The organism is Gordonia aurantiaca, from assembly GCF_039939235.1.
In the GTDB taxonomy this organism is placed as follows: domain Bacteria; phylum Actinomycetota; class Actinomycetes; order Mycobacteriales; family Mycobacteriaceae; genus Gordonia.
Genome location: NZ_JBDUUF010000007.1, coordinates 103,481 through 127,300, shown reverse-complemented (window position 1 = coordinate 127,300; position 23,820 = coordinate 103,481). Strand labels below are relative to the sequence as shown.

Sequence of the window (23,820 nt, the reverse complement as noted above, 5' to 3'; positions counted from 1 at the left end):
ACATGGACAAGACCGCACCCTCCGCCGACGCCGCGGTGTCGGCGGTATCGGACTCGATGATGGTGGCCTCCGGTGGCTTCGGTATCTGCGGCATCCCCGCCGTGTTGCTGGAGGCGTTGTCACGCACCGGCGTTCGCGACCTCACCGTGGTCTCGAACAACTGCGGGATCCCGGGCATCGGCAACTCGCTGCTGCTGGAGAACCGACAGATCCGCAGGCTGATCGCCTCGTACGTGGGGGAGAACAAGGAGCTCGAACGCCAGTACCTCACCGGCGAGGTCGAGATCGAGCTGACGCCGCAGGGAACCCTCGCCGAACGGCTGCGTGCCGGCGGGGCGGGCATCGCCGCCTTCTACACCCAGACCGGCGTCGGGACCCAGGTGGCCGACGGCGGCCTGCCGCTGCGGCACGACGCCGACGGCGCGGTGGCGGTGGCGTCGGCCCCGAAACCACAGGCGGAGTTCGTCTGGGACGGAGCGCCGCGGACGTTCGTGCTCGAGGAGGCGCTGCGCCCGGACGTCGCGCTCGTGCGGGCCTGGAAGGGCGATCGCCACGGAAACCTGGTGTTCCGCAAGGCATCGCGCAACTTCAACCCACTCTGTGCGATGGCGGCGAAGTACACCGTCGCCGAGGTCGAGAACATCCTCGATCCCGGTGACCTCGACCCGGACGAGATCCATCTCCCGGGCATCTACGTCGACGCCGTGCTGCCGTTGACCGTGGCCCAGGCGGCCGACAAGGGCATCGAGCGTCGCACGGTCCGCGAGCTGGAGGAGGTCTCCGCATGAGCTGGACCCGCGATCAGATGGCCGCGCGCGCCGCGGCCGAACTCTCCGACGGCGACTACGTGAACCTCGGCATCGGCCTGCCGACCCTGGTCCCGGGGCATGTGGCGCCCGGGGTGGAGATCGTCATGCAGTCCGAGAACGGCATCCTCGGCCTCGGCCCATACCCGTTCGCCGGCGACGAGGACCCGGACCTGATCAACGCCGGCAAGGAGACGGTGACGGTGATCCCGGGCGCCAGCTTCTTCGACTCGGCGACGAGCTTCGGGATGATCCGCTCCGGCAAGGTCGACGTCGCGATCCTGGGCGGCATGCAGGTCAGCGAGCGCGGCGACCTGAGCAACTGGGTGGTGCCCGGAAAGCTGGTCAAGGGCATGGGTGGTGCGATGGATCTGGTGCACGGCGCGCGTCGGGTGATCGTCGTGATGGAGCACTGTGCCAAGGACGGTTCCCCGAAGATCCTGGTGGAGAACACCCTGCCCCTGACCGGTGCCGGCGTGGTGGATCGCATCATCACCGACCTGGCGGTGATCGACGTGACCGACGACGGCCTGCAGCTGGCGGAGTTGGCTCCCGACGTATCCGCCGGGGAGGTGGTTTCCGCCACGGGTGCGCCGCTGCGGGTGTCCGTCCCGGTGGCGGGGTAGTGCCGCCATCTCAGTCTCGTGCGAACCCGTCCCTGCCACAGCGGCCTGCTGCGGCAGGGACGGGAGCTCATACGGGTCGCACGAGGGACTTCAGGGGTACCTCGATGTCGGCCGCGGCCTCGCGGTCGATGGTCTGGCCGTTCGCGAGAGCGCGTTTTGCAGCGTTGTGGTCGCGCGGGTTGTCGACGGTGTCGGCGGCGATGAGCACACCGTCGCGGTAGTAGAGAACGGTGATCCGGTCCTCGCTGCGGCGCACCACGAGGTCGTCGTGCCCGTCGGAGACCCCGACGATCTGAATCCGCAGGTCGCCCTGGTTCGACCAGAACCACGGCACGCCACGGGGCCCCGGGTCGGTTCCGGCCGCGATCCGGCCGGCCGCCCGGCCCTGTTCGGCCGCGTTGTTCACCGACTCAAGTCCGAGCAGCCGGCCCGCCAGGTGCGGATGGGGTTGCACGGTGCAGTCACCGGCCGCGACGACCGCGGGATGATCGGTGCGGCCGTGCTCGTCGGTCACGATGCCGCCCTCGCATCGGAGGCCGAGATCGCGGGCGAGATCCACGGTGGGGACGGCGCCGATGCCGACGACGACCAGATCCGCGGGGAGCTCGGTGCCGTCGGCGAGAACCGCGGCGCCGACTCGCCCGGCATCGTTCGCGCGCAAACCCGCCACCGTCGTGCCGAGCCGGAACCGGATGCCCTGGGCCTCATGACGTTCGGTCACGAAGTCCGACAGCGGAGCGGCGACGACGCGGGCGAGGATGCGGTCGGCCGCCTCGACGACGGTGACCGCCGCTCCCCGTTTCGCCGCGGCGGTGGCGACCTCGAGGCCGACGAATCCGCCGCCGATCACCACCACGTGACCGGCCCGGTCGAGTTCTGCTCGGATCGCCGCAGCGTCGTCGATCGTGCGCAGCGACAACACCCCGGGTAGGTCGGCGCCGGGAGCCGGCAGCGCCCGCGGCACCGACCCGGTCGCCAGGGCGAGCCTCGCGAAGCCGATCTCGGTGCCGTCGTCCAGAACCGCCGTACCGCCGGTCTCGGCCAGGTCGACCTTGTGCACCCGCCGTCCCGGGCGCAGGGCGATGTCGTGGTCCGCGTAGAACTCTGCTGCCCTCAGTTCCAGTTCGACGGGATCGAGGTCATCGCCGTCGGCCGCGAGGTACTCCTTCGACAGCGGCGGGCGCTGATACGGTCCGAGCGATTCGCCGCCGACGAGGATCACCGGTCCGGTGTGCCCGGCCTCCCGCGCACCGATCGCGATGTTCAGGCCGGCCTCGCCGGCCCCGACGATGAGCAGCGTCTCACCCATGGCCCTCGTCCCGGTCACTGCTCGGGGGCGATGGTCAGGATGAGGCCGTCGAGTTCGTCGGTCATCCGGATCTGGCAGGACAGGCGGCTGCACTCGGTGGCCGGGGTGACCGCGTCCTCGAGCATCTCCTCTTCGAAATCGTCTGCGCGACCAGTCAGTTCGATCTGGTCGGGTTCGACGAAGACGTGACAGGTGGCGCACGACAGACCACCACCGCATTCCCCGACGATGCCGGGCACGCCGAGCTTGACCGCGGTCTCCATCGCCGACGCCCCGACCTTCGCCTCGACCTCGTGTTTGGTGCCGTCCGGGCTGATGAACGTGATGGTGGGCATGTCGCCTCCTCCTCGATGTGCCGGTCCGCCGACCGGCGCTCACAACAGGGTCAGAAGATCTCGAAGTACTCGCGGTGTTCCCAGTCGGTCACGCCGTTGACGTAGGTCGATTCGTCGGGGTTCTCCGCGAGCCAGGCCTCGTACCGGGTGACCTCGCTGCGCTTCATGGTGACCATGTAGTCGATGAAGCCGTCACCGAAGGTCTTGCGGTAGAAGGCATCCTGCTCGAGCTCGTCGATCGCCTCGCGCAGCGTGGCGGGCAGCTGCGGCACCTCAGCGCTGTACGGATCCTCGCTCGGCGCACCGGGATCGGTCTGATTGAGGATGCCGTCGAGTCCCGCGGCGGCCTGTGCGGCGATGTACAGGTACGGGTTGGCCGCCGAGTCGCCGACCCGGTTCTCGACATGCGAGGCCGGATCATTGGGGGCGCTGATGACGCGCATCATCGCGGCGCGATTGTCCTGGCCCCACGCGAGACGGTCGGGCGCGAGCGAGTACGGGCGACGACGGCGGTATCCGTTGACCGTCGGGGTGGTGAACACCGAGGCGGCCGCGCCGTGCTCGAGGGTGCCGCCGATGTAGTGCAGGCCGATGTCGGACAGCGGAGCATCGCCGGTCGGGGTCATGAGGTTCTCACCCGAGTTCACGTCCGCGATCGAGGTGTGCAGGTGCCAGCCGTTGGCGTAGAAGCCCTCGATCGCAGGTGTGCACATGAACGATGCGAGATGGCCGTTGCGCTTGGCGATCTGCTTGGCCGTGGTGCGGAACAGCGCCGCCGAGTCGGCGGCGGCGAGGCCGGGCAGGATGTCGAAGGTGGTCTCCATCTGGCTCGGCGCCCACTCGTCGTCGAAGGACCGGATGGGCAGCCCCATGGCGTCGAGCGCGTTGCGGATCGGGCGGAGGATGTCGTCGACCTCGTCGAGGTGATCGACCAGCAGGTAGTTGTAGCCGCGCGATACCGGGGCCACGGTCGGCGGATCGGCGGGGGAGCCCGGCGCGCCCAGCGAGGAGGTTCCGAGGCCGCTGTCGACGACGCGGGTCAGGTACCACTCCATCTCGATGCCGGCCACCAGCTGGCAGCCGTTGTCCTCCATCGCCTTCAGGGTCTCCTTGAGGATGGTGCGCGGCGCCAGCGGGAACGGACGACCGTCGTTCATGTACAGGTCGCAGAACACCAGTGCGGTCTTCTCCGCCCACGGCAGGACGGTGAAGGTCGACGGGTCCGGGATCATCTTGATGTTCGGGCTGCCGCCCAGGCCCTCGATCGTGAAACCGCCGTCGGGGGTGAAGGGGTTGAGCACGATCGCATTGGCGGTGTCGAAGAAGAACGGCGCCATGGTGATCTCGTTGCCCGCGGCCAGGGCCGACGTGAACGCCGGCACGGTCAGCGCCTTACCGCGGAGGAGGCCGTGCTGGTCGGGCCAGGCCACACGGACGATCTCGATCCCCTCGCGGCCGATGGTCTCGAGTGCGCGCTCGGCGGCGCGGTGGTCCTCGGGACCGTAGAGGTCGTACTTCTCGACGAACTTCGCACTGGACATGGCATCTCCTCGGGATGTGGGGCCGGACGGGGTGGAGGTCGAGGCGGCCGGCGGCCTCTCGACGGGCGGGACGGTGACGGCGCCGTCGGCTGCGGGCAGCGTGGCGAACCAGGCGTCGAGCAGGACTCGACCCGGATTCGGTTCCGCCAGTTCGTCGTCGACGGACCGTCGCAGGGCAGCGACGTCGATGCCGTGGTCGGTGAGTTTGCGGTCTTCGATGGCCAGCAGGGCGTCGATGCCGGCGGCGTCCAGCTCCGGATGGAACTGGATGGCCAGCGACGAGTCGACGCGCCAGCTCTGCACGTATCGGTTGGAGAAGGCGAGTTCGGTTGCCTCCGGGGGCAACACGACGGTGTCGGTGTGGAACGAGAAGAACCGGCCGCCGAGCGGCAGATCGGTGGCGTTCTCGGTCGCGTGGACGTCGATGAACCCGCACTCGAGCCCGTTGTCGCCGGCGATGCACCGCCCGCCCAGCGCCTGGGCCAGCAGGTGCGAGCCCAGGCAGAGGGCGAGGATCGGGACCCCGCGCTCATGGGCGGCCCGCAGGTGGTCGGCCTCCGTCGCGAGATAGGGATGGGCCTCCACGTCGTAGGCGCTCTGCGGGCCGCCGAGCACGATCAGCGCGTCGATGTCCTCGACGTGCGGCAGGGCCTCACCTGCGAAGACGCGGTAGACCTCGAGGGTCCGTCCCGCACGTGCGGCGCAGCGTGCGAGGGTGCCGTACGACGGGTCGTCGACGTGACAGATCACGGGGATCGCGGGGGCCACGGTCTCTCCTCGGGTCGGGCTCGACAGGGGTGGTCCACTGGGGACCGGGAGGTGCGGTTGCCGGGAGGCGGTCACTGGGGGCGTGGCTCGAGGGGCGTCTGCCACGGCGCCCAGTGGTCGACGCCGGCGAGGGCCGTCAGGAGTTCGGTGATGCGGGTGCGGTCGACGGCGACCCAGTCGTCGCCCGGGCTGACGCCGTAGGGAATGTGATCCCAGATCGTCAGTGCCCGAACCGCTGCCACGACCGGCCGGGTCGACGCCAGGTCGCGGTCGACGCGCCGCAGCCTCGTCTCGAGCAGATTCACCTGCCGGCGCAGGGCGGCGATCTCTGCGGTGAGCTCCGCGATCTGCGACTCGGGGGTGACCTCGGTGGACGGCCTCGTCATCAGAACACCAGGGTCAGGTTCTCGTGGTACTGATCGGAATCGATGAGGTTGACCATCTTCATCCGAATCCGCCACCCTCCGGAGCCGTTCCCGTCGGCGGTGTCACGGTCGGCGGTGTCGCGGTCGGCGCCGACACCGCTGCCGAGGTCACGGACGACGTGGCCGTACCAGCCGACGTAGGTCTTGGCGATGCCGGCGCGGAACTCGTGGATCACGAAGTTGGACCGGATGAGTCGCGTGCCGTCGAGGTCTTCGAAGGTCTCGACGTTGCCGATCAGCCGACGGGTCCGGGACGGCGGGAGCTGACTGTAGGCGAGTCCGGTGCGCAGCCAGTACACGCGGTCGGTCAGTCGACGATGGTCGTCGAAGGCGTGGCTGACCTCGCGGCGGGGATCGCCGCCGCCCGCGGTGACCGGAATCCAGTACAGACCGTCACCGGCGAACAGCTCGAGCCAGTCGTTGAACCGGCCGTCGTCGATCAAACGTGCCTCACGGGTCAGGAACGAGTGTGCCGCGTGGACGTCGGTGATCGGGGCGGCGGGCCAGTCCTCGGCGAACAGTGAGCGGAAGTGGTCGAGCTCGGCGTACCAGTCGTCGTCGACGTGGTACGAGAACGACGACGTGTCGGCGTAGGCCTCGGGAATCTGTTCGATCTTCATCAGTTGTCTCCTCGCATCCGCTTGCGCCACTCGTCGTAGTAACCCCGCATGTGGATCTCGTCGGTCACCGGGGCGACGACCACCCCGTTCTCGTCGATGGACTGCCAGCCGCCGATGTCCAGGCCGCGGTTCATGTAGACCCATTCCGATTCGGCCGCGGCCAGACCCCGCTGTGCCTCTTCGAAATTGGCCTGGTCGTCGGGCTCGCCGAAGGCGGGGAAGTCCTCCTGGGTCCGCATCCTCATGGTGTTGACCTCGTCGGGGACGCCGCCGATCGAGGTGGCATGCCAGACCAGCTGGGTGCGGTCCACCGCGAGGGGCTCGACGACCTGGATCTGGTTGCCGATGACCAGCAGGTTGGGGAAGATGCTCAGGTTGATCTGCGAACCGATCGTCAGGTCGAGCAGCCGGTCGGCGTCCTCGCCGTAGGTGGCGCGGATGTGCTCCTCGAACCGCTCCCGGCCGGGTTGTGGGCGCTGGTTGGCCCAGAAGCTGCCGGGGCCGTCGTAGTTGGGCCGCTGGTCGATGACACTGTGGCCGTTGCCGAGCGAGTAGACCCGCATCGGGCCGTCGTCGGGGGTCTTGCCGAAGTATGCCATGTCCTTCGAATCGCCCATGCGCGAGGCCATCTCGAGCAACGAGCGATGTGAGAAGGCGGGGTGGTAGCCGTCGCCGGCGTTGTCGTAGGCGAGCTTCCAGTTACCGCGGAAACCCATCCGGTACGAGGCCGACCGAACGAGGACCTCCCCGGTGGGGGAGCGGTCGATCCAGTAGTCGAGCCACGGGCGTGCGTGGCCGAGGAAGTCCTCGAGCTCCGGCGCGTCGGGGTTCATCGTGCCGAAGATGAAGCCGCGGTAGCTCGCGACCTTCGCGGCCACGGTCAGACCGAAGCGGCTCTTGTCGAAGTCGTCGCCGTACGCACCGGGCCACGGTGCGCCGACGAGCTCGCCCGTGTTGCGGAATGTCCACCCGTGGTAAGGGCACTGGAAGCTCTTCGCGGTACCCGATTCCTCGCGGCAGATCGTCGCCGCGCGGTGGGTGCAGCGGTTGAAGATCATGTGCAGCGCGCCCTTGCGGTCGCGCGTCACGATCACCGGGCGCAGGCCCATCCTGGCGGTGATGAACGAGTTCGGCTCGGGCAGTTGGGATTCGTGCGCGAGGTAAACCCACGACTCGCCGCCGAAGACCTTGGTCATCTCCTCGTCGAAGATCGCCGGATCGGTGTAGAGGGTGCGATGCACACGGTCGTGCTGGATCAGGCCCGACCAGCGGTCGCCGTTCGGCGACGCGGCATCGGAGGCGGTCGGCGCCCACTCCCGGGTCGGGTTGTCGTGAAGTGTCATCGATTCATTCCTCGCAGGCTGTATGGACGAGAAGCCCGGCGTTTCACGCCGCCGGGTCGCACCGCACCGTGCGACGTGCGCGCGACGAGGGGGAGGTGTCCTCGCGGCGCATCGCGTGATCTTCTGGAGCACCGAGCACGACGCCCGTCAGTTGTTCACTGCCGCTTGACTTTCGATGCGGCTGTACGGCTCGGTGAGCCGGTGCGATGGGGACACGTTAAGACGGCCCGCGAGAGATGGGCCACCGGACGGAACGGGATTCTGCTGTGGCGAATTCCGTCGCGTCCGGGCCGGTCAGCGGCCTGCGGAACGGCCGAGTGCCTCCTCGGTGCGCTCCACGGCGACGCGCAGCGAGTCGACGTAGGTCGGCAGTGCCGCACGATCGAAGCGCGAGCTCGGGATGGCCAACGAGATGGCGAACACCGGCCGTCCCAGCGAGTCCTTGGCGCACACCGCGACACCGTCGACGCCCTGAGCCGACTCCTCGATGCTGATCGCGTAACCACGACTGCGCACCGCCGTGAGATGCCGCTTCAGCGAGCGCAGGTCGTGGATGCGCGACGACCGGGCCGGCGGCAGGCCCGCTGCGAAGACGTCCTCGAGTTGCTTGTTGGTCAGCTCCGACAGCAAGGCCTTGCCCGCCGCAGAGGCGTAGGCGGGCACGCGATCCCACCCGGAGGGCTTGACGTGAGCGGGCGCGGTGCCCTCGACCCCGTCGACCCAATACAGCAACGGCCCCTGGCGAATCCACACGTGTACGGTCTCTCCGATCTGCGCGCTCAGGTCTTCGATCGCGGGGCGCACCGCGGCGCGGAGGTCGGAGATGCTCAGCGGCCGGGTCTCGTCGGGCCGGAACTCGGGTCCCAGGCGGTAGCGCCGCTCGCGGCCCTGCACGGCGAAACCGTCGTAGCAGAGGGCGTTGAGCAGTCGGTGCGCCGTCGACGGTGCGACGCCGAGCATCTCCGCGGCATCCTTGACCCCCAGTGTCCGGTCGTCGCGCAGCGCCTTCAGCAGGACGAGCGCGCGATGCACCGAGTCGATCGGCGGATCGCCCGCCTGCTCGGTGACGCTCCGGGGGTTGGTGTCGGAATTCGCCACAACGAAAAAATAGCGCTCATCCGTTGTGAACGTGGCGGTACGGCAATACGTTCAGCGCACATCGTGACGTATCCGACGGACTCCGATGCCGCCGGATACCCGTCCGAGTTCTCCGCGATCGGTCGGCGCCGTGCCTCGCGCCGCGATCGGCAATCTCCCAGATGAGAGGTGTGCAGATGTCTCAATCGTTGTCCGAGCGGGACCGGCGCTGGGCCCTGTTGAACAAGGCCATGGCCGACCACGGGCTCGACGCGCTGATCTTCGCCGCCAACGACTACCGCGGCCACAAGGGATCGCTGCGATACGTCGCCGACTACAACCTCTGCCACAAGTCGGGCAACGCGGTCATGTTCCGCGACGCGGAGCCGATCCTGGTGCTCTCCGGCAGCCTGATCGGCGCGCGCAAGCCGACGACCGGGTGGGTCACCGACTACCGCTTCCCCGGCACCACCGCCGAGGGCCTCGTGGATGTCTTCCGGCGTCGTCCCCGCTTCCACCGGGTCGGCATCGTGGGTCGCGACCAGGTGATGAAGGTCGGGGAGTACCTGGCCCTCAAGGAGGCGTATCCGCACGTCGCGTTCGTCGACTTCTCCGATGAGTTCGAACGCATCCGCGCGGTCAAGAGCCCCTACGAGATCGCCGGCGCCGAGGAATCGGCGTTCATCCTCGACCAGTGCTTCTCCCGGCTGCTCGAGATCGTGCGGCCCGGCATCACCGAACGCGAGGTCGCGGCCGAGATGTACAAGGTGGCATGTGAGTACGGCGGCGAGGACCCGCTGTTCCTCTCGATGCACACCGATTTCGAGAACGTCCACTCACATTCCACGTTCGACACCCCGCGCGACCGCGTCCTGGGCACCCACGACGTCCACACGTTCTCGTTCGAGATCATCGGACCCCGCGGCTACTGGACCGAGCTGTCGCGCATGGTGACGTTCGCCCGCCCCGACGAGCTCACCGCGCGCATGGGGCGTGCCGTCGCCAAGGGCATCACCGCGGGCGCCGAGGTGCTGCGTGCAGGCGCCCACCCCGGAGACATCCAGCGGCGCGTACTCGCCGCGGTCGGGAGCGAGGGGGCCAAGTCGTCGTACTGGTCCGGGCACTCGCTGGGCCTCGACGTCATCGAGGAGCCGATGATCGGACTCGACGTCGTGGAGGACGGTGAGCAGAGCCTGCAGGAACCCCTGGCCGACAGCATGGTGATCACCCTGCACCCGATGGTCTCCGATCGCACGGAGATCGCCAGCGGGTACATGTCGGACACCTTCGTGGTCGACACGACCGGGAGCCGGAAGCTGTCCGAACACCCCACCGGCCTCTATCGGGTCACCGGAGGTGGGGTCGAGGTCGACCAGTACTAGGGGCGAAGAGGCCCGGCGAGGAGTCCCCTCGCCGGGTCTTTTTGCAGGTCAACACCGATTTCCGGTCGGGTTTCCCCTGTGCCCCGGCCCGACCGGCCCGATCCGCCTACGATGGGCACTCAGATCACAGCTCGACAGGATCCACCGATGCCAAGCGATCTCCTCTCCGGTTACCGTGCCTGTGCGACGACCGATCTCGCCCAGGCGCGTGAGGCCGTCGCCGCCCGTTTCTGTCCGCACCGGCTCAGTCTGACCCGGGGCGGCAAGCTCGACCTGGTCCACAACTCCGCGCCGATCGGCGACTCGGTGTCGCTGAACTACATGCGGTACGGCTCCGAGGTGCACATCACCCCCGGACGTGTGGAGGATTTCTACCTCGTGCAGATACCGACCTCGGGTAAGGCCAATATCCGGGTCGGGGACTCCGCGGTGGTCAGCGACCGCCGCACCGGAACCGTCTCGTCACCGACCAAACCGCTCGACATGATCTGGTCGGACGGTTGCGAGAAGCTCGTCGTCTACATCCGCCGGGACGCCGTCCAGGAGGCCGCCGGCGTGGAGGTGGGCGAGGAGAACGACCGCGGACCGGTCATCTTCGAGCCGCGTTTCGACGTCACCGCGCCGGCCGTCCAAACATGGGTGCGGCTGGTGAAGTTCGCCGTCGACGCGCTGTCGAGCCCGGCCGCCGGCATGCTGTCCTCACCGTTGGTGACCTCGAACTTCGAGCAGACGCTGATCTCCGGGCTGCTGTCGGTCCAGCCGAACACCGCGCACAAGGTGACCCCGTCGTCGGCGCCGGTGTCGCGCACCGTCCGCGCGGCGATCGAGCTGATCGAGGACCGCCCGGACCATCCGTGGAAGGTCAGCGAGCTCGCCCGCGAGGTCGGGGTGTCCACGCGGTCGCTGCAGGAGCTGTTCGCGCGGGAACTGAACACCACGCCGTTGCAACGGCTTCGGCGCACGCGCCTCGATCGCGCCCGGCAGGATCTGCTCGCGTCGTCGCCCGCCGAGACGTCGGTGACCGCGATCGCCACCCGTTGGGGTTTCTTCCATGTCGGCCGGTTCGCCGAGGCGTACCGGACCATCTACTCCGAGTTGCCGTCTGAAACCCTCGGTCGCTGAGTATCTCTCGCACACACCCGGCCACGTCGACGAAGCCACCTCCCGGACGGAGGTGGCTTCGTCGATGATGGCGGAAATGCGTGTCAGAGGTTCAGCCGGTCGAGGACCTCGTCGGCGCGGTCGCGCAGGTACATCACGAACGATCCGGACTTGTCGACGACACAGTCGTACTGGTCCAGCACCACGATGGTCGTGGTGCCCAGCTCGATGATCGCCGGGCCGGTCACCGTGGTGCCCGGCCCCATCGCGGCGCCACGGTAGACGTCGACCTCGACCATCTCCTTGCGCTGCGGCGAGTAGATCTCCCGACGGCCGGCGCCGACCGGCATGTCGACGGCCACCTCGGAACTCAGGTTGATGCGCTCGTCGGAGGTGCGGCCGATCGCCGACAGACGCACGTTGAGGATCTCGATCGGCATGTCCGGGCTGTTGTAGCCGAACAGCGTGTCGTGCTCGGTGTGGAAGTTCTCGGCGATCGTCGCCAGATCCGGGGCAGCCGTGACCCCGGCCGGGTCGACCGGGATGGTGAGCTCGTACCACTGCCCCTTGTAGCGTAGGTCCAGCGACGGCTCGAAGCAGATCGCCTCGTCGGAGACGCCCTCGCCGTGGAGCGTCGCGCGTCCCTCCTCGGCCATCCGCGACCAGATAGCCGCCAGCGTCGCCGGATCGATCATGTCGAGACGGTCGTGGGCGCTCTGCACGTAGTCGTGCTTGAAGTCGCACACCAGCATTCCGGCCGCGCAGAAGATCGACGAGTCGCGCGGGGTGATGAGCACGGGGATCTCGAGCTCGTGCGCGATCGCGGCGGCGTGCACCGGTCCGGCGCCGCCGGCGACGACGATCGGGAAGTCGCGTGGGTCGAGTCCGCGCCGGACGGTGATGTCGCGGACACCGGTCGCCATCGACACGTTGACCATCTCGTAGATGCCGGCGGCGGCCTCGAGGACCGACAGGCCCAGCGGATCGGCCACATCCCGACGGATGGCCTCCTCGGCGGCGGCCTTGTCCAGCGTCATCTGGCCGTTGAGGAAGCTGTCCGGATCGAGGTAGCCGAGCACGACGTCGGCATCGGTGGTGGTGGCCCTGGTGCCGCCGCGCCCGTAGCATGCGGGACCCGGTGCGGCACCGGCACTCTGGGGTCCGACGCTCAGCAGACCGCCCTCGTCGACCGAGGCGATCGAACCGCCGCCGGCGCCGATGGTGTGGATGTCGACGGCCGGCAGGGCGATCGACCAGCGGTCGATCTCGCCGTCGGTCATGATCAGCGGCTTGCCGCCCTTGACGACCGCGGCGTCGAAGCTGGTGCCGCCCATGTCGACGGTTATGCAGTCCTCCCAGCCGTGCTCGCCGACGACGAGCAGGCCCGAGGTGGGGCCGGACGCCGGACCCGAGAGCAGCGACAGCGCAGCACGTTTCGCGAGCTCGGCCGGGGTGGCGACACCACCGTTGGACTGCATCATCAGCAGCAGGCCGCGGAAGGAGATCGAGTCCAGGATCTGCGTCAGGGTGGTCAGATAGCTGCTGATGATCGGGCCGGCGTAGGAGTTGAGGACCGCCGCGCTCGACCGCTCGTAGTACCGGGCCATGCCGAGCAGCTCGGCAGACTCGGTGATGTAGATGTCCCCGAGCTCCTCGCGGAGGATCTCCGCGGCCCGGCGTTCGTGCTCCGGGTTGGCGTGTGAGTGCATGAACGACACCGCGATCGACTCGACGCCGGCGTCGCGCAGCGTGGTCGCGGCGGTGCGGACATCGGCTTCGGCCAGCGGGGTGACCTCCTTGCCCTGGTGGTCGATGCGGCCGGTGATGGGGAGGCGCAGCGCACGAGGGGTGATCGGCTCGGGCTGGGCGAGCCGGTTGTCGTAGGGCTCCTCACGGGTGCCGTGCCGCATGGGCAGCACGTCGCGGAACCCCTCGGTCACCAGCATCGCGGTCCTGGGTCCGCGCCGGGTGAGCAGCGCATTGGTGGTGACGGTGGTGCCGTGCACGATCAGGTCGATGCGCCCCACGAACTCGGTGAGGGACTGCTGCTCGATCTCGGCGAGTTCGGTCAGGCCGTTGAGAACGGCCTGCGGCGGGTCGGACGGGACCGAACTGGTCTTGTGGATACGGCGACGGCCGTCGGGATAGACGACCAGGAAGTCGGTGAAGGTGCCGCCGACGTCGATTCCGATCTTGATGCTCACGGTTTCCTGCCTCGGGAGTGGGCACGACGCTGGTCGGTCGTGCGGGATGGACTGAGGGATTGGCGCGTCAGGCGCGCAGGGATGCGGTCAGGGCTTCGTCGACGGCGCCGTCGGCGGTGATGGCGACGCCGTAGTCCTCGCGGGCGCGTTCGGCCGACAGCAGGCCCGCGGTCACCTCGGCGAGGACCTTCTCGACCGGGCGCTTCTTCGGGTCGCCGTAGCCCGCGCCGCCACCGGCGTTGGAGACGATGCGGGTGCCGGGGACCAGGTCGACGATCTCTTTCGAGCCCCAGTTCTTCACGGTGCCGTCCGGGTACTCGATGACCAGCTCGTTCAGCCCGGAATCGTGACCACCGAACAGACCTCGTGCCGGGTAGGCGCCCTCGGCCTTCATGTTGTCGGCGAGGGTGACGCCGATCTGGCCCTCGCCGTAGGTCCGCCACGCCGAGCGGGTGCCGAGGCCGCCGCGGAACTCACCGGCACCGGCCGAATCCGGCAGGTACTCGTGGTACTCCAGGAAGTGCGGGGTGGTCAGCTCGAACATCTCCGGGTCGGGGGCGCGCATCTGGCCCGCGGTTCCGGTGAATCCCAGTGCGTCCCAGCCATCCTGGCCCGCGACCGCACCCGGTCCGGTGCGCTGGAACACGGTGAACGTGCCGAATGGTTCGCCCGTGCGTGGGTCGACGCCGTTGGTGGCGGTGCACATGTACTTGTTCCAGCCGGCGCAGACGCGGTCGGGCAGGGCGTCGGCCAGGGCGAGCATGATCGCCTCGACGACCTCGTCGGAGAGTTGGTTGCCGTAGATGGTGGCCGCCGGGAACTCCGGGTCGATGATCGATCCCTTGCGGAACTGCGTCACGATCGGCTCGAACAGGCCCTGGTTGGTGGGGATCCGGATACCGCCGGCGGCCATGAGCATGAGGAACGCGATGCGCACGGCGCCCTTCGCCGCGGCGGCGGGCATGTTGGTGATGCCGGGGGCCTGGTCGTCGCTTCCGGAGAAGTCGAACACGATCTTCTCCCCGGCGATCTCGATGTCGACGGCGATCTTGTACTTCTTCGTGGTGTCGAAGCCGTCCGAGGTCATGAAGGACTCGCCGTGGTAGTGCCCGTCGGGCCAGCGGCCGACCTCCGCCTCCACCTGCTTGCGGGAGCTGTCGAGGATGTAGGCCCAATGGGATTCGTAGTCCTCGAGGCCGTAGCGCTTCATCACCTCGACCAGGCGCCGGCTGCCGACCGTGCAGCAGCCGATCATCGCGCGGATGTCCTCCATCACGAAACCGAATCGGATGTTGGCGGACAACAGGTCCCACACGTCCTTGCGGAGCACGCCGCGGTCGACGACCTTGAGCGGCGGGATGCGCAGTGCCTCCTGCCAGATGTCGCGGGCGTTGGGGTTGTACCCGCCCGCGGTCATGCCGCCGATGTCGGCGAGATGCCCCTTGGCCGCGGTCCATCCGATGAGCCGGCCGTCGGCGAAGACCGGCATGTAGATGCCGGTGTCGGCGTTCTGGTTTCCGCCGTGGTAGACGTCGTTGTGGATGATGACGTCACCTTCGTGCACGTCGTCACCGAAGTACTCGATGATGTACTCCAGCGAGGGATGTGCGCCGAAGGCGATGATCGCCGCGAACTCGGCCTGCGCGAGGGTGTTTCCCTCGCGATCGAAGATGACCGTCACGAGGTCGCCGATCTCGTTGAAGATCGGCGATCGCGACGACCGCATGAGCATCGTCGCCATCTCCTTGGCGATCGAGTCCACACGGCGCTGCAGCACGGATGCGGTGATCGGGTCCACCTCGTGGGTGGTGTCGGTGTTCGAAACCATGGTGTCTCCTGTCGTGACCGGCGACATCTGCCGCCGGTGGGGCTGAGGAACGATGGAGCGTCAGTTCTGCACGGCCGCGACGCGTTTCGCGAGCTTGCGGCCGACCCGGCGGTACGACGACGGCCGCACGGGCAGGAGCCACTGCATCGCCTTGGTGAACCGGCTGACGTTGAGTCCGGCCTCGTCGAGCACCTCGTCGATGTTGTGCATCGAGAACGGCACCACGTTGGTGCCGCGGGCGTGGTGCCCGTCGGTGCGGGCTTCCATCCAGGCGATCCGCTCGGTGACGAACCTCCGCATCTCGTCGACCGGCGGGAGCTGGTGTGCACCTGCGAGATACGATCCGATCCACACCGCGGCCATCTCGGCCGACAGCGGGGAGAAGAACGACGAGTTGTAGCCGGCGAACGTCAGGTTCGGGACATCGAGCGGCAGGATGTGGCGGTACAGCAGGAAGTTGCCGTCCGCGTCGGTGAGGCGGCGCTGGATGTCGTCGTCGAAGAATGGCACCTCCTGGCGGAAACCGGTGCCGCAGACGACGACGTCGGCGCGCAGCAGGGTGCCGTCGGACAGCTCTGCATACGGCTTGGAGTCCTTCTCCAGGAAGCGGGTGATGGTGCGCTGGCGATGGACCTTGATCGTGCCGTCGAGGACGGCCTCGTAGAAGCCCTCGGTGGCGAGGCTGACCGACGCCTTGGCGATGGTGTGGAACGGCTTGTCCGGGACCAGGCCGAGCTGTTCTAGCTTGAGTTGCCTGGTGACGATCGAACCGACCTGCTCGGTGAGGACGTTGGCGATGCGGGAATCCTTGGCGTGCAACACCTTCTCGAAACCGCGCAGCTCCTGGTAGGGGAACAGGCCCTCGCCGAAGCGGGTCAGGAGCAGGTATTTGTAGTTGAGGACGCCCAGCACCTTGCGGGGAACCTTCCACAGCAGGTCGCGGGCGATGACGTCGGTCGACGCCGCGACCGGCGCCACCACCGCGGCGACGTCGCACGACGACTTGCCGTAGCCCACCATGAGCACGTGCCGGCCGGCCACCTCGTCGAGCGAGTGCAGATCGCCCGTGCTGATGAGTCGACCGCCGGCGGCCTCGAGTTCGGCGACGCCTTCGTACTCGGGGATGACGGGCTTGGAGAAGATGCCGTTGGCGACGACGACGTGGTCGAAGCGTTCGGTCTCTCCGTTCGCGGTGATGAGCCAGCCGTCCTCGTTCCCGGTCGGCGTGACCTTGGTGACCTCGGTGCCGAGACGCAGGTGGCCCGCCAGGTCGAACTTGTCGACGTAGGTCTGCAGGTATTCCTGAACCTGTTCGCTCGCAAGCCATTGCGGATAGTGCCGGGGCATCTTGAGCTCGGACAGGTGATAGGTCTGCTTGTTGTTCTGGGTGGTCAGCCCCGGGTAGCGGCGGGTGGCGCTCCACACGCCGCCCACGTCGGGGGTCTTGTCGAACACGGTGATGTCGTGCCCGAGGGAACCGAGCACCTTGGCGCTGGCCAGGCCGGCGAAGCCGGCCCCGATGATTGCGATCTTCATGTCACTCCATCAGCTGGGGAATTGCGGGGACGTATGACTCCGGGCCCATGGCCGAGTAGCCACCGTCGGCTGCCCAGTCGGCGCCGGTGACGACCGAGGCATCGTCGGATGCGAGGAAGGCGACGACCTTGCCGATCTCGGCCGGGTCGCCCACCCGTCGGGTGAGATGGAACGGGGCGGCGACGCGGTCGGTCTTGGCGCGGTCGCCCTTGGACAGCTCGTCCATGACCTTCGACCACGTCCATCCGGGATTGATGCTGTTGACGCGGATTCCGTACGGTGCGAGGTCCATTGCCATGGACCGGGTGAGCTGGGCGACGGCCGCCTTGCTCGCCGGGTACGTCCAGCGTCCGGTCTGGGCGACCTTGCCCGAGACACTGGAGAAGTTGACGACCGCCGCGTGCGGGCTGCGCTTGAGGTGCTCGAACGCGTGGCGGACGGTCTCGACCATCGAGACCACGTTCACGTTCAGGGCGGTGAGCCACTCCTCGCGGGTCGTCTCGAAGCCGTTGTCGAGGTAGACGGCGGCGAGATTCACCACGATGTCGATCCCGCCGTGCTCGGCGGCGGCCTTCTCCACGAGGTTCGCGAGCGAGGCGTCGTCGGTGATGTCGGTCCGTACGAAGCCGATGTTGGCGGCCTGGGCGGCGGCCTTCTCGCCACCCTCGACGTCGATGTCGGCGACGACCACGTTGGCACCGGCGGCTGCGAGTTCGGCCACGACTCCGTGGCCCAGGAGAGTGGAGCCACCGGTCACGACGGCGGTTCTTCCGGTCAGATCGGGCATGCGTCCTCCGGGTGTGATGAACGTAACGTTGACTTCGGTGCGGGGAACGCTATTGCGCGCGCCGACGACGCGAAATGCAGAAAGCGCGGATTGTGTCCACGAAGCGCGTGATGATCGGGCAACGCCTCGCTAATCGGCTGGTGACGATCGGGTCGAGGGCGTTTCTGCAGCTCACCGTCGTGGGTGTGTGGACGTCGGGTGATCCGGGCACGCGGCGAGGGTGCATCGGACGCGGCCGGGTGACGCGGATGCCGGCCGCACGGGAGCCGGATCAGTCGGTTCGGGTGACGGGCAGGAGCCTGCGGGGATGGTCGTTGCCGACCGTATGGGAGGCCCCGGGCACGCGGCGGCACGTGTCGAACGGAGCAGCCGGTCCCGTCCGGGCCATGTGTGGGTCACGCGAGACCCTGACGTACCCTTGCTGGTCAGGGAAGCGTGGCAGAGCGGCCGAATGCACTCGCCTTGAAAGCGAGCGTGGGTAAAACCACCGGGGGTTCAAATCCCTCCGCTTCCGCGAAAGACCCCTCACCTGCTCGAAGGTGAGGGGTCTTGTCTTTTCCTCGTGCGGGACCGGATCCATGTCGTCGTCAGCAGTTCCCGCAGCACGCGAGGAGCCGTGAAGTGGTCACGATCTTTGACACCCCAATTGTCGGAATAGTCCGTATCTTGTGGCACCATTCCTGCCGGGTCGGGTCCGGCGAAAGAATGGGACACGACTCCAGATGGGCGACATACAACTGGCCGCGCGCGACGCATGGTTTCTCTACCGCGACGAGGTGTTCGCCGACGACTCCTCGATGGTCATGTGCGGCGTGTACGTCTTCGACACCGCCGGTGACCCGCACCCGCTCCGCACCCGCGACGAGCTGGTGGGCTGGGCGAACGCGCGCCTGGACCGTGCCCCGATCCTGCGACGCCGGTTGCATCGGGTCCGATGGGATCTGGACTATCCGTTCTGGACGGCGGCCGAGGATGTCGAGGCCGCCGACCACGTCGAGGTCCACGAGGTCGGTGACACCGACCGTCGTGCCCTGATGGCGCTGCTGGATCACCATGCGACACAGCCCGTCGACCTCGCCCGTCCACCGTGGGAGATCCGGTTCTTCACGCGGGTCCGGGGCGTCGACGGCGTGCCGGAGGACGCCACGATCGCCCTGACCCGCTATCACCACGCGGCCGCCGACGGGCTCGGCGCCGTCCAGGTCACGCGTGCGCTGTTCGACGACCCGGACGCCCGGCCGGCCACCGGCGGTCCCAACCGGGCGCGCCACGGCGCCGTCGTCGGCGCACTGCGGACGACCAGTCAGACGCGGCGGCTGGTCGGCGCCATGTCGCGCGCGGTGGCCGCGCGGAAAGAGATCGCCCGGATGGTCGAGTCCGGCGAGATGTCGATGCCGTCGTCGGATCGGCCGAGGACCAGGTTCAATGTCGGCGGACCGGGGGATCGGGTCGTCGACGTGGTGGATCTGCGGTTGTCCGACGTGCGGCGCGTCGCCCGCGGCACCGGGACGACGGTCAACGACGTGCTCGTCACGATCGTGGGAGGCGCGTTGCACAGGTATCTCGTCGACTGCGGTGAGCGGCCGGGATCGTCGCTGGCAGCGCATGTTCCGTGGGCGTTCCGTGACCGTGCGGGAACCCGCTCGGCGAACCGGATCGGGGCCATGATCGTGGACATGCACACCGACGAGGGCGACCCGTTGGCGCGCCTGCGTCTGGTGCACCAGGCGGCGTCGGCGGAGAAGGAACGCGTGCGGCATCCGGCGACGGTGAACACGACGACCCTCCTGGATCACGCCCCGTCGATCTACCTGAAGTCGGCGCTCAAGCTCGAGCGCAGGCGCTCCCGGGCGGCCGATGCCGAGGGGATCGTGATGGCCAACACGCTGATCACCAACGTGCCGCGCGGCGACGCCACGCTCCGCCTCGGGAACTCGCCGGTGATCGGCGGATTCGGGATCGCCCCGATCCACCGCCACGCCCGGCTGGCCCACGCGGTGACGTCGCTCGGCGACGAGTTGACGGTGTGCTTCACCTCCGACCGCCAGGTGATGCCCGATCCGGCGGTCTACCGTGCGGCGCTGCGCGACGAGTTCGTGCGACTCGTCGAACGGGTCCATGAGGCGGGGCCGGGGGTCGAGGTGGCCTCCTGACGGACGGTCCCGTCGATCTCCTGGGCTTCTCGCTCGGCGCGGGCGTCGAAGACGGCGCGACACCCTGCCGGCGGTGGGCCTCGCGTCAGGTCGAGTCGAGCACGTCGATCGCATCCGTGCGCTCGTCCGACGCATCACCGGGCCGACGCCGGTGGTGGCGGGGACATCGGATGTGATCGTGCCCCCGGACGAGGTGCAGGAGCTCGCCGGACTGATTGCGGACGGCACGTACGCCGAGGTCGACAGCGGGCACATGTTGCTCGTCGAGCGGCCGGAGAAGGTCCTCGCCTCGTCGACGACTTCCTCGGGTGGCGAGTCCGTGACCCGCGACACGGCGACCGGGGTCCTATCATCTTCGCCGTGCAGTACTCGCGCTTCGTGGCCATCGGTGACAGTCAGACGGAGGGTCTGGGAGATCCGCACCCGGAGTACGAATTCCGAGGGTGGGCGGATCGATTCGCCGAGCGCCTGGCCCGGTACAACCCGGACCTGCACTACGCCAACCTGGCCATCCGCGGGAAGCGGACGCGGCAGGTACTCCGGGAACAGCTCGAGCCGGCGCTGGCCCTCGAACCCGACCTCATCGCCGCACCGCTCGGCATGAACGACGTGATCGGCAGGTCCGACCTGGACGAGGTGCGCGCCGACCTCCACACCATCTACCGGCAACTCGCCGACACCGGCGCGACGGTCATCGTGTCGACCTTCCCGAACGTGTCGCGCACCATCCCGTTCGCCGCCCGCAAGGAACACCGCCTGCTCGCGCTGAACGAGATGAACCGGCAGTTCGCCGAGACCTACGACTTCGTCCTCGTCGACCTCCACGCCGCGCCGGTGCTCGTCGATCCGCGGTCGTGGTCCTCGGATCGCTTGCACGCCTCGCCATTCGGTCACGAACGATTCGCCGATGCCGCGGCCCACGCCCTCGGCCTGCCCGACGCCGACCCGGAGTGGGGCAAGCCGCTGCCGCCGGCCCCGGACCCGCACCCGGTGGCCGCGTTGGCCCGCGACGCGCGTTGGGCGGTCGAGTTCTTCACGCCGTGGCTCATCCGCAAGTTCCGCGGGGTGTCCCTCGGCGACGGCCGGGAACCCAAGCGGCCGACTCTGACCCCGGTCCTGGTCCGCGAATCGCGGTAGGGCACGTCACCGACGGTCGGGAGGCCCCGCCCACAACGTGACATGCGCAGTCCACGGGATGGCGTCGGGCGTCGCCGGAAACGGCGCCGGCCGTGCCGCCTCACCGTGGGCGTGTGGGGAGATCACGTCCAGGATGCGCTCGGCGCATCGGGAAGCCGTGGTGGTCGTGGTGTCGGCGACCACGAGTCGGCAACGACGCCGTGACGGCTCGTCGCCGGGATGCTCGTACCGCCACTGTTCCCGTAGTGCGGGATCGTCGTCGGCGACGTCGAACGTGATCTCCGGAAGATCCGGAAAGCGCTGCGCCATCAGGTCAGCGACACGTCGCTCGTCCTCCGGCGTGATGAAGACCGTGAGCAGCGGTACCCGTATCGGCATCACCCCACCGTAGGTACACAGTGGCGAGGATGCGACCGGTTTTCCGGAGGCTCTCCTGTTCGGTACGACCCCGATCCGCTCATGGTCGTCGGGTGTGTACCTGCGAGTCCGATCCCCAGCAGGCCGTTCGGAACAAGAGTGGAATAGCGTGGAGAGCGGTCGGAGGGCCCGTCCATGGCGGTGACGTAGGAGAGGTCGGAGTGGCGGACACGGGGTTCACCGTAGCGTCGTTCAACGTCAACGGGATCCGTGCCGCACGACGCCGCGGCTTCGACGACTGGTTGGCCGCGCGCGACGCGGACGTGATCGGTCTGCAGGAACTGCGTTGCGGATCCGACGATGTCGGGACGTTCGGCGAGTACGCCGCGACGGTCGACGTCGGCACCATCCCGGGCCGCAACGGCGTCGCGATCCTGACCCGCACCGCGCCGGCCGCGGTGCGCACCTGGCTGACCCACCCGCCGAAGGCGCGCGGCCTGAACGCCTTTGCCGCCGAGGGACGTTACGTCGAGGTGGATCTCGCCGACCGGCCGCTGACGGTCGCCGATCTCTACCTACCCAAGGGCGGCTTGCCCGCCGAGCTGCAGAAACCCGGATCGATGCGCGAGAAACCGGACGGTGGCGCGAAATACGCACGCAAGCAACGGTTCCTGGCCGCATTCGCCCGCGAGCTGGAACGCAACCGCCTCGCCGCACGACGCGCCGGCCGCGAGTTCCTGCTGCTCGGCGACCTCAACGTCGCCCACCTCGAACACGACGTCACCAACTGGCGGGCCGCCCGCAAGATGGAGGGCTTCCTCCCGGAGGAACGAGAGTGGTTCGGCCGGATCACCGGCCCCCGTCGGCTCGTCGACGTCGTGCGTGAGCTGCACGGAGACCGTCCCGGTCCGCTGACGTGGTGGAGCTGGGCGGGGGAGTCGTTCGTCAAGGACGTCGGATGGCGGATCGACCACCAGCTCGCGACGCCGGGGCTGGCGCGCCGGGCGCGGTGGGTAGAGGTCGACAAGGAGCCCGCACCCGAGCTGCGGCTGTCAGATCACGCGCCGCTCGTCGTCGGGTACGACGGGATCGATGGCTGAACCGTCACGCCTCCCGAGTTGCGAGGCATTCCGGGAGAGGCGACTCCGGCAGTGGCGATTGGCCGGGGGCGGCTCGTCCGGCTGACGGAACCGGAACCCGCAGGTAGTTAGCGCAGCTGATAATCTCCCGCCGGTGACGAGCTCTGCACCGACGACCCCCGACGAAGGCCTGGGCGCGCGCCTCCTGTTCACCCTGGCACTGCTGTCGGCCACCGCCCCGATCGCGACCGACCTGTACCTCCCCTCCTTCATCGAGGTCCAGGAATCGCTGCACACCGATGCGACGCACGTGCAGCTGACGCTCACCGCGTTCCTGATCGGTGTGGGTATCGGACAGGTCATCTGGGGGCCGGTCTCCGACCGGTTCGGCCGGCGGCGACCGCTGGTCATCGGCTCGGTGGGTGCGGTGGCCTCCGGCATCGTGGTGGTCGCGGCGCCGAACATCGAGGTGCTCATCGGCGCCCGGTTCGTGCAGGCCCTGGCCGCGGCGTCGGGCATGGTCATCGCGCGGGCCGTGATCGCCGATCGCGCCCGGGGATTCGCGGGTGCGCGCTCGATGTCCCTGATGATGACCATTCAGAGTCTCGCTCCCGTACTGGCGCCGCTCGTGGGAGGTCTCCTGGCGGGCCACGTTCCGTGGCGCGGCGTGCTCGCCGTGATCCTGGCGGCCGCGGTCCTGCAGCTGATCGGTGCGGTGACCTCGGTGCCGGAGACGCTGCCGGCGGAACGTCGTGCGCCGCGACTTCGGTTCGGGGACCTGCTCGGCCGGTTCCGGCGCCCCGCGTTCATGGCGTACGTGCTGACGCAGGCCTTCGGGTTCGGCGTGTTGATGGCCTACATCTCGAGTTCGTCGTTCGTGTATCAGAACGTCATCGGGACGTCGGAGCTGGTCTACGGCCTGGCCTTCGCGGTCAACGCGCTGGGCTTGTTGGCCGGTGGCATGGTGTCGTCGCGGCTCTCGCGCCGGCACGTGCACCCGGCGACGACCGTCAAGGTCAGCCTGCCGGTGCTGATGCTGGCGTCGGCCGGGGTGCTGGCCGCGGCGCTGTCGTCGGTGCCGGGAGTGCTGGTGATCCCGCTGTTCGTGGTCGCCACGTCGATCGGCTTGATCTTCGGCAACGCAGCGGCCCTCGCGATGGAGCACACGCACGACGCGGCGGGTGCCGGCAGCGCGATCCTCGGCGGGATCATGTTCCTCGTCGGTGGTGCGGTGTCCCCGCTCGGCGGTCTCGGCGGCGACGACACCGCGGTCCCGATGGCCGTCATCATGATCGTCTCGTCGATCCTCACCGCGATCTGTTTCGCGATCGGCCGCCGTGTCGTCGCCCGCGATCCCGAGTCCGAGGCCGCCTTCGCCCACGCGTGACCCGAGCCCCCGCAAAGTC

The 23,820-nt window shown here is 68.5% G+C and carries 20 protein-coding genes and 1 tRNA gene; 9 read left to right on the top strand and 12 right to left on the bottom strand.

What is annotated here, in order from left to right:
* The first annotated feature begins 2 nt into the window (after positions 1–2).
* Both ABFT43_RS14855 and ABFT43_RS14850 read left to right on the top strand, forming a co-directional pair.
* Positions 3–788 (top strand): CoA transferase subunit A, encoded by a 786-nt coding sequence (locus tag ABFT43_RS14855; RefSeq protein WP_045538153.1) that lies wholly within the window; start codon positions 3–5, stop codon positions 786–788.
* Positions 785–1,432: a 3-oxoacid CoA-transferase subunit B gene (locus ABFT43_RS14850; protein ID WP_347961119.1), complete on the top strand. Its 648-nt coding sequence runs from the start codon at positions 785–787 to the stop codon at positions 1,430–1,432. Before ABFT43_RS14855 ends, ABFT43_RS14850 begins: the two co-directional genes overlap by 4 nt.
* 67 nt (positions 1,433–1,499) lie before the next feature.
* On the opposite strand, the gene ABFT43_RS14845 is transcribed toward ABFT43_RS14850, so the two are convergent.
* From ABFT43_RS14845 to ABFT43_RS14815, 7 genes are all read right to left on the bottom strand, one after another.
* On the bottom strand, positions 1,500–2,741 hold the full coding sequence (locus ABFT43_RS14845; RefSeq protein ID WP_347961118.1) for an NAD(P)/FAD-dependent oxidoreductase: 1,242 nt from the start codon (positions 2,739–2,741) through the stop codon (positions 1,500–1,502).
* 14 nt (positions 2,742–2,755) lie between these two features.
* Complete coding sequence (locus ABFT43_RS14840) at positions 2,756–3,076, bottom strand: 2Fe-2S iron-sulfur cluster-binding protein (RefSeq protein ID WP_347961117.1); 321 nt, start codon at positions 3,074–3,076, stop codon at positions 2,756–2,758.
* Positions 3,077–3,126: 50 nt separating this feature from the next.
* Complete coding sequence (locus ABFT43_RS14835) at positions 3,127–5,385, bottom strand: glutamine amidotransferase-related protein (protein ID WP_347961116.1); 2,259 nt, start codon at positions 5,383–5,385, stop codon at positions 3,127–3,129.
* A 71-nt stretch (positions 5,386–5,456) separates the two neighbouring features.
* The gene (locus ABFT43_RS14830) at positions 5,457–5,771 is read right to left on the bottom strand and encodes a hypothetical protein (protein ID WP_347961115.1); all 315 of its coding nucleotides are present in this window, start codon (positions 5,769–5,771) and stop codon (positions 5,457–5,459) included.
* A complete protein-coding gene (locus ABFT43_RS14825; protein WP_347961114.1) occupies positions 5,771–6,430 on the bottom strand; it encodes an aromatic-ring-hydroxylating dioxygenase subunit beta in 660 nt (219 codons plus the stop codon). Before ABFT43_RS14825 ends, ABFT43_RS14830 begins: the two co-directional genes overlap by 1 nt.
* On the bottom strand, positions 6,430–7,773 hold the full coding sequence (locus ABFT43_RS14820) for an aromatic ring-hydroxylating oxygenase subunit alpha (protein WP_347961113.1): 1,344 nt from the start codon (positions 7,771–7,773) through the stop codon (positions 6,430–6,432). The genes ABFT43_RS14825 and ABFT43_RS14820 overlap by 1 nt, the downstream gene beginning before the upstream one ends.
* 294 nt (positions 7,774–8,067) lie before the next feature.
* Positions 8,068–8,871 (bottom strand): IclR family transcriptional regulator, encoded by an 804-nt coding sequence (locus ABFT43_RS14815; RefSeq protein ID WP_347961112.1) that lies wholly within the window; start codon positions 8,869–8,871, stop codon positions 8,068–8,070.
* Between the two features lie 176 nt (positions 8,872–9,047).
* Here ABFT43_RS14815 and ABFT43_RS14810 point away from each other — a divergent pair, with 176 nt between their 5' ends.
* Both ABFT43_RS14810 and ABFT43_RS14805 read left to right on the top strand, forming a co-directional pair.
* A complete protein-coding gene (locus ABFT43_RS14810) occupies positions 9,048–10,232 on the top strand; it encodes a M24 family metallopeptidase (protein WP_347961111.1) in 1,185 nt (394 codons plus the stop codon).
* A gap of 147 nt (positions 10,233–10,379) precedes the next feature.
* Positions 10,380–11,354, top strand: a complete 975-nt coding sequence (locus ABFT43_RS14805) for an AraC family transcriptional regulator (RefSeq protein WP_347961110.1) — start codon at positions 10,380–10,382, stop codon at positions 11,352–11,354.
* Between the two features lie 83 nt (positions 11,355–11,437).
* Here the strand turns inward: ABFT43_RS14805 and ABFT43_RS14800 are convergent, their stop codons facing one another.
* The 4 genes from ABFT43_RS14800 to ABFT43_RS14785 all read right to left on the bottom strand — a co-directional run bounded on the left by ABFT43_RS14800 (position 11,438) and on the right by ABFT43_RS14785 (position 17,688).
* Entirely contained in the window at positions 11,438–13,537 is a 2,100-nt protein-coding gene (locus ABFT43_RS14800) for a hydantoinase/oxoprolinase family protein (protein WP_347961109.1), read from the bottom strand.
* A 67-nt stretch (positions 13,538–13,604) separates the two neighbouring features.
* Positions 13,605–15,365 carry a hydantoinase B/oxoprolinase family protein gene (locus ABFT43_RS14795; RefSeq protein WP_347961108.1) on the bottom strand — a complete coding sequence of 587 codons (1,761 nt, stop codon included), beginning with the start codon at positions 15,363–15,365 and terminating at the stop codon, positions 13,605–13,607.
* Positions 15,366–15,425: 60 nt separating this feature from the next.
* Positions 15,426–16,901 carry a flavin-containing monooxygenase gene (locus ABFT43_RS14790; protein WP_347961107.1) on the bottom strand — a complete coding sequence of 492 codons (1,476 nt, stop codon included), beginning with the start codon at positions 16,899–16,901 and terminating at the stop codon, positions 15,426–15,428.
* Between the two features lies 1 nt (position 16,902).
* Entirely contained in the window at positions 16,903–17,688 is a 786-nt protein-coding gene (locus tag ABFT43_RS14785; protein ID WP_347961106.1) for an SDR family oxidoreductase, read from the bottom strand.
* Positions 17,689–18,117: 429 nt separating this feature from the next.
* Between ABFT43_RS14785 and ABFT43_RS14780 the strand changes: the two genes are divergently transcribed.
* The 3 genes from ABFT43_RS14780 to ABFT43_RS14770 all read left to right on the top strand — a co-directional run bounded on the left by ABFT43_RS14780 (position 18,118) and on the right by ABFT43_RS14770 (position 20,978).
* Positions 18,118–18,202: transfer RNA gene (locus ABFT43_RS14780), tRNA-Ser, on the top strand.
* A 208-nt stretch (positions 18,203–18,410) separates the two neighbouring features.
* Entirely contained in the window at positions 18,411–19,841 is a 1,431-nt protein-coding gene (locus tag ABFT43_RS14775) for a wax ester/triacylglycerol synthase domain-containing protein (RefSeq protein ID WP_347961105.1), read from the top strand.
* Positions 19,842–20,201: 360 nt separating this feature from the next.
* The gene (locus ABFT43_RS14770; protein WP_347961104.1) at positions 20,202–20,978 is read left to right on the top strand and encodes an SGNH/GDSL hydrolase family protein; all 777 of its coding nucleotides are present in this window, start codon (positions 20,202–20,204) and stop codon (positions 20,976–20,978) included.
* Between the two features lie 6 nt (positions 20,979–20,984).
* On the opposite strand, the gene ABFT43_RS14765 is transcribed toward ABFT43_RS14770, so the two are convergent.
* Positions 20,985–21,356 (bottom strand): hypothetical protein, encoded by a 372-nt coding sequence (locus tag ABFT43_RS14765; RefSeq protein ID WP_347961103.1) that lies wholly within the window; start codon positions 21,354–21,356, stop codon positions 20,985–20,987.
* A 200-nt stretch (positions 21,357–21,556) separates the two neighbouring features.
* Between ABFT43_RS14765 and ABFT43_RS14760 the strand changes: the two genes are divergently transcribed.
* Together ABFT43_RS14760 and ABFT43_RS14755 are read left to right on the top strand one after the other, a co-directional pair.
* Positions 21,557–22,435 carry an exodeoxyribonuclease III gene (locus ABFT43_RS14760; RefSeq protein ID WP_347961102.1) on the top strand — a complete coding sequence of 293 codons (879 nt, stop codon included), beginning with the start codon at positions 21,557–21,559 and terminating at the stop codon, positions 22,433–22,435.
* A gap of 133 nt (positions 22,436–22,568) precedes the next feature.
* Positions 22,569–23,801 carry a multidrug effflux MFS transporter gene (locus tag ABFT43_RS14755; protein WP_347961101.1) on the top strand — a complete coding sequence of 411 codons (1,233 nt, stop codon included), beginning with the start codon at positions 22,569–22,571 and terminating at the stop codon, positions 23,799–23,801.
* Positions 23,802–23,820: the final 19 nt, after the last annotated feature.

Excerpts from the sequence above, each read along its gene's own strand:
- ABFT43_RS14825 (WP_347961114.1), bottom strand. The coding sequence starts at position 6,430 with ATGAAGATCGAACAGATTCCCGAGGCCTACGCCGACACGTCGTCGTTC.
- ABFT43_RS14790 (WP_347961107.1), bottom strand. The coding sequence starts at position 16,901 with ATGAAGATCGCAATCATCGGGGCCGGCTTCGCCGGCCTGGCCAGCGCC.
- ABFT43_RS14830 (WP_347961115.1), bottom strand. The coding sequence starts at position 5,771 with ATGACGAGGCCGTCCACCGAGGTCACCCCCGAGTCGCAGATCGCGGAG.
- ABFT43_RS14855 (WP_045538153.1), top strand. The coding sequence starts at position 3 with ATGGACAAGACCGCACCCTCCGCCGACGCCGCGGTGTCGGCGGTATCG.
- ABFT43_RS14765 (WP_347961103.1), bottom strand. The coding sequence starts at position 21,356 with ATGCCGATACGGGTACCGCTGCTCACGGTCTTCATCACGCCGGAGGAC.
- ABFT43_RS14840 (WP_347961117.1), bottom strand. The coding sequence starts at position 3,076 with ATGCCCACCATCACGTTCATCAGCCCGGACGGCACCAAACACGAGGTC.
- ABFT43_RS14805 (WP_347961110.1), top strand. The coding sequence starts at position 10,380 with ATGCCAAGCGATCTCCTCTCCGGTTACCGTGCCTGTGCGACGACCGAT.
- ABFT43_RS14820 (WP_347961113.1), bottom strand. The coding sequence starts at position 7,773 with ATGACACTTCACGACAACCCGACCCGGGAGTGGGCGCCGACCGCCTCC.
- ABFT43_RS14775 (WP_347961105.1), top strand. The coding sequence starts at position 18,411 with ATGGGCGACATACAACTGGCCGCGCGCGACGCATGGTTTCTCTACCGC.
- ABFT43_RS14850 (WP_347961119.1), top strand. The coding sequence starts at position 785 with ATGAGCTGGACCCGCGATCAGATGGCCGCGCGCGCCGCGGCCGAACTC.
- ABFT43_RS14785 (WP_347961106.1), bottom strand. The coding sequence starts at position 17,688 with ATGCCCGATCTGACCGGAAGAACCGCCGTCGTGACCGGTGGCTCCACT.
- ABFT43_RS14845 (WP_347961118.1), bottom strand. The coding sequence starts at position 2,741 with ATGGGTGAGACGCTGCTCATCGTCGGGGCCGGCGAGGCCGGCCTGAAC.
- ABFT43_RS14795 (WP_347961108.1), bottom strand. The coding sequence starts at position 15,365 with ATGGTTTCGAACACCGACACCACCCACGAGGTGGACCCGATCACCGCA.
- ABFT43_RS14810 (WP_347961111.1), top strand. The coding sequence starts at position 9,048 with ATGTCTCAATCGTTGTCCGAGCGGGACCGGCGCTGGGCCCTGTTGAAC.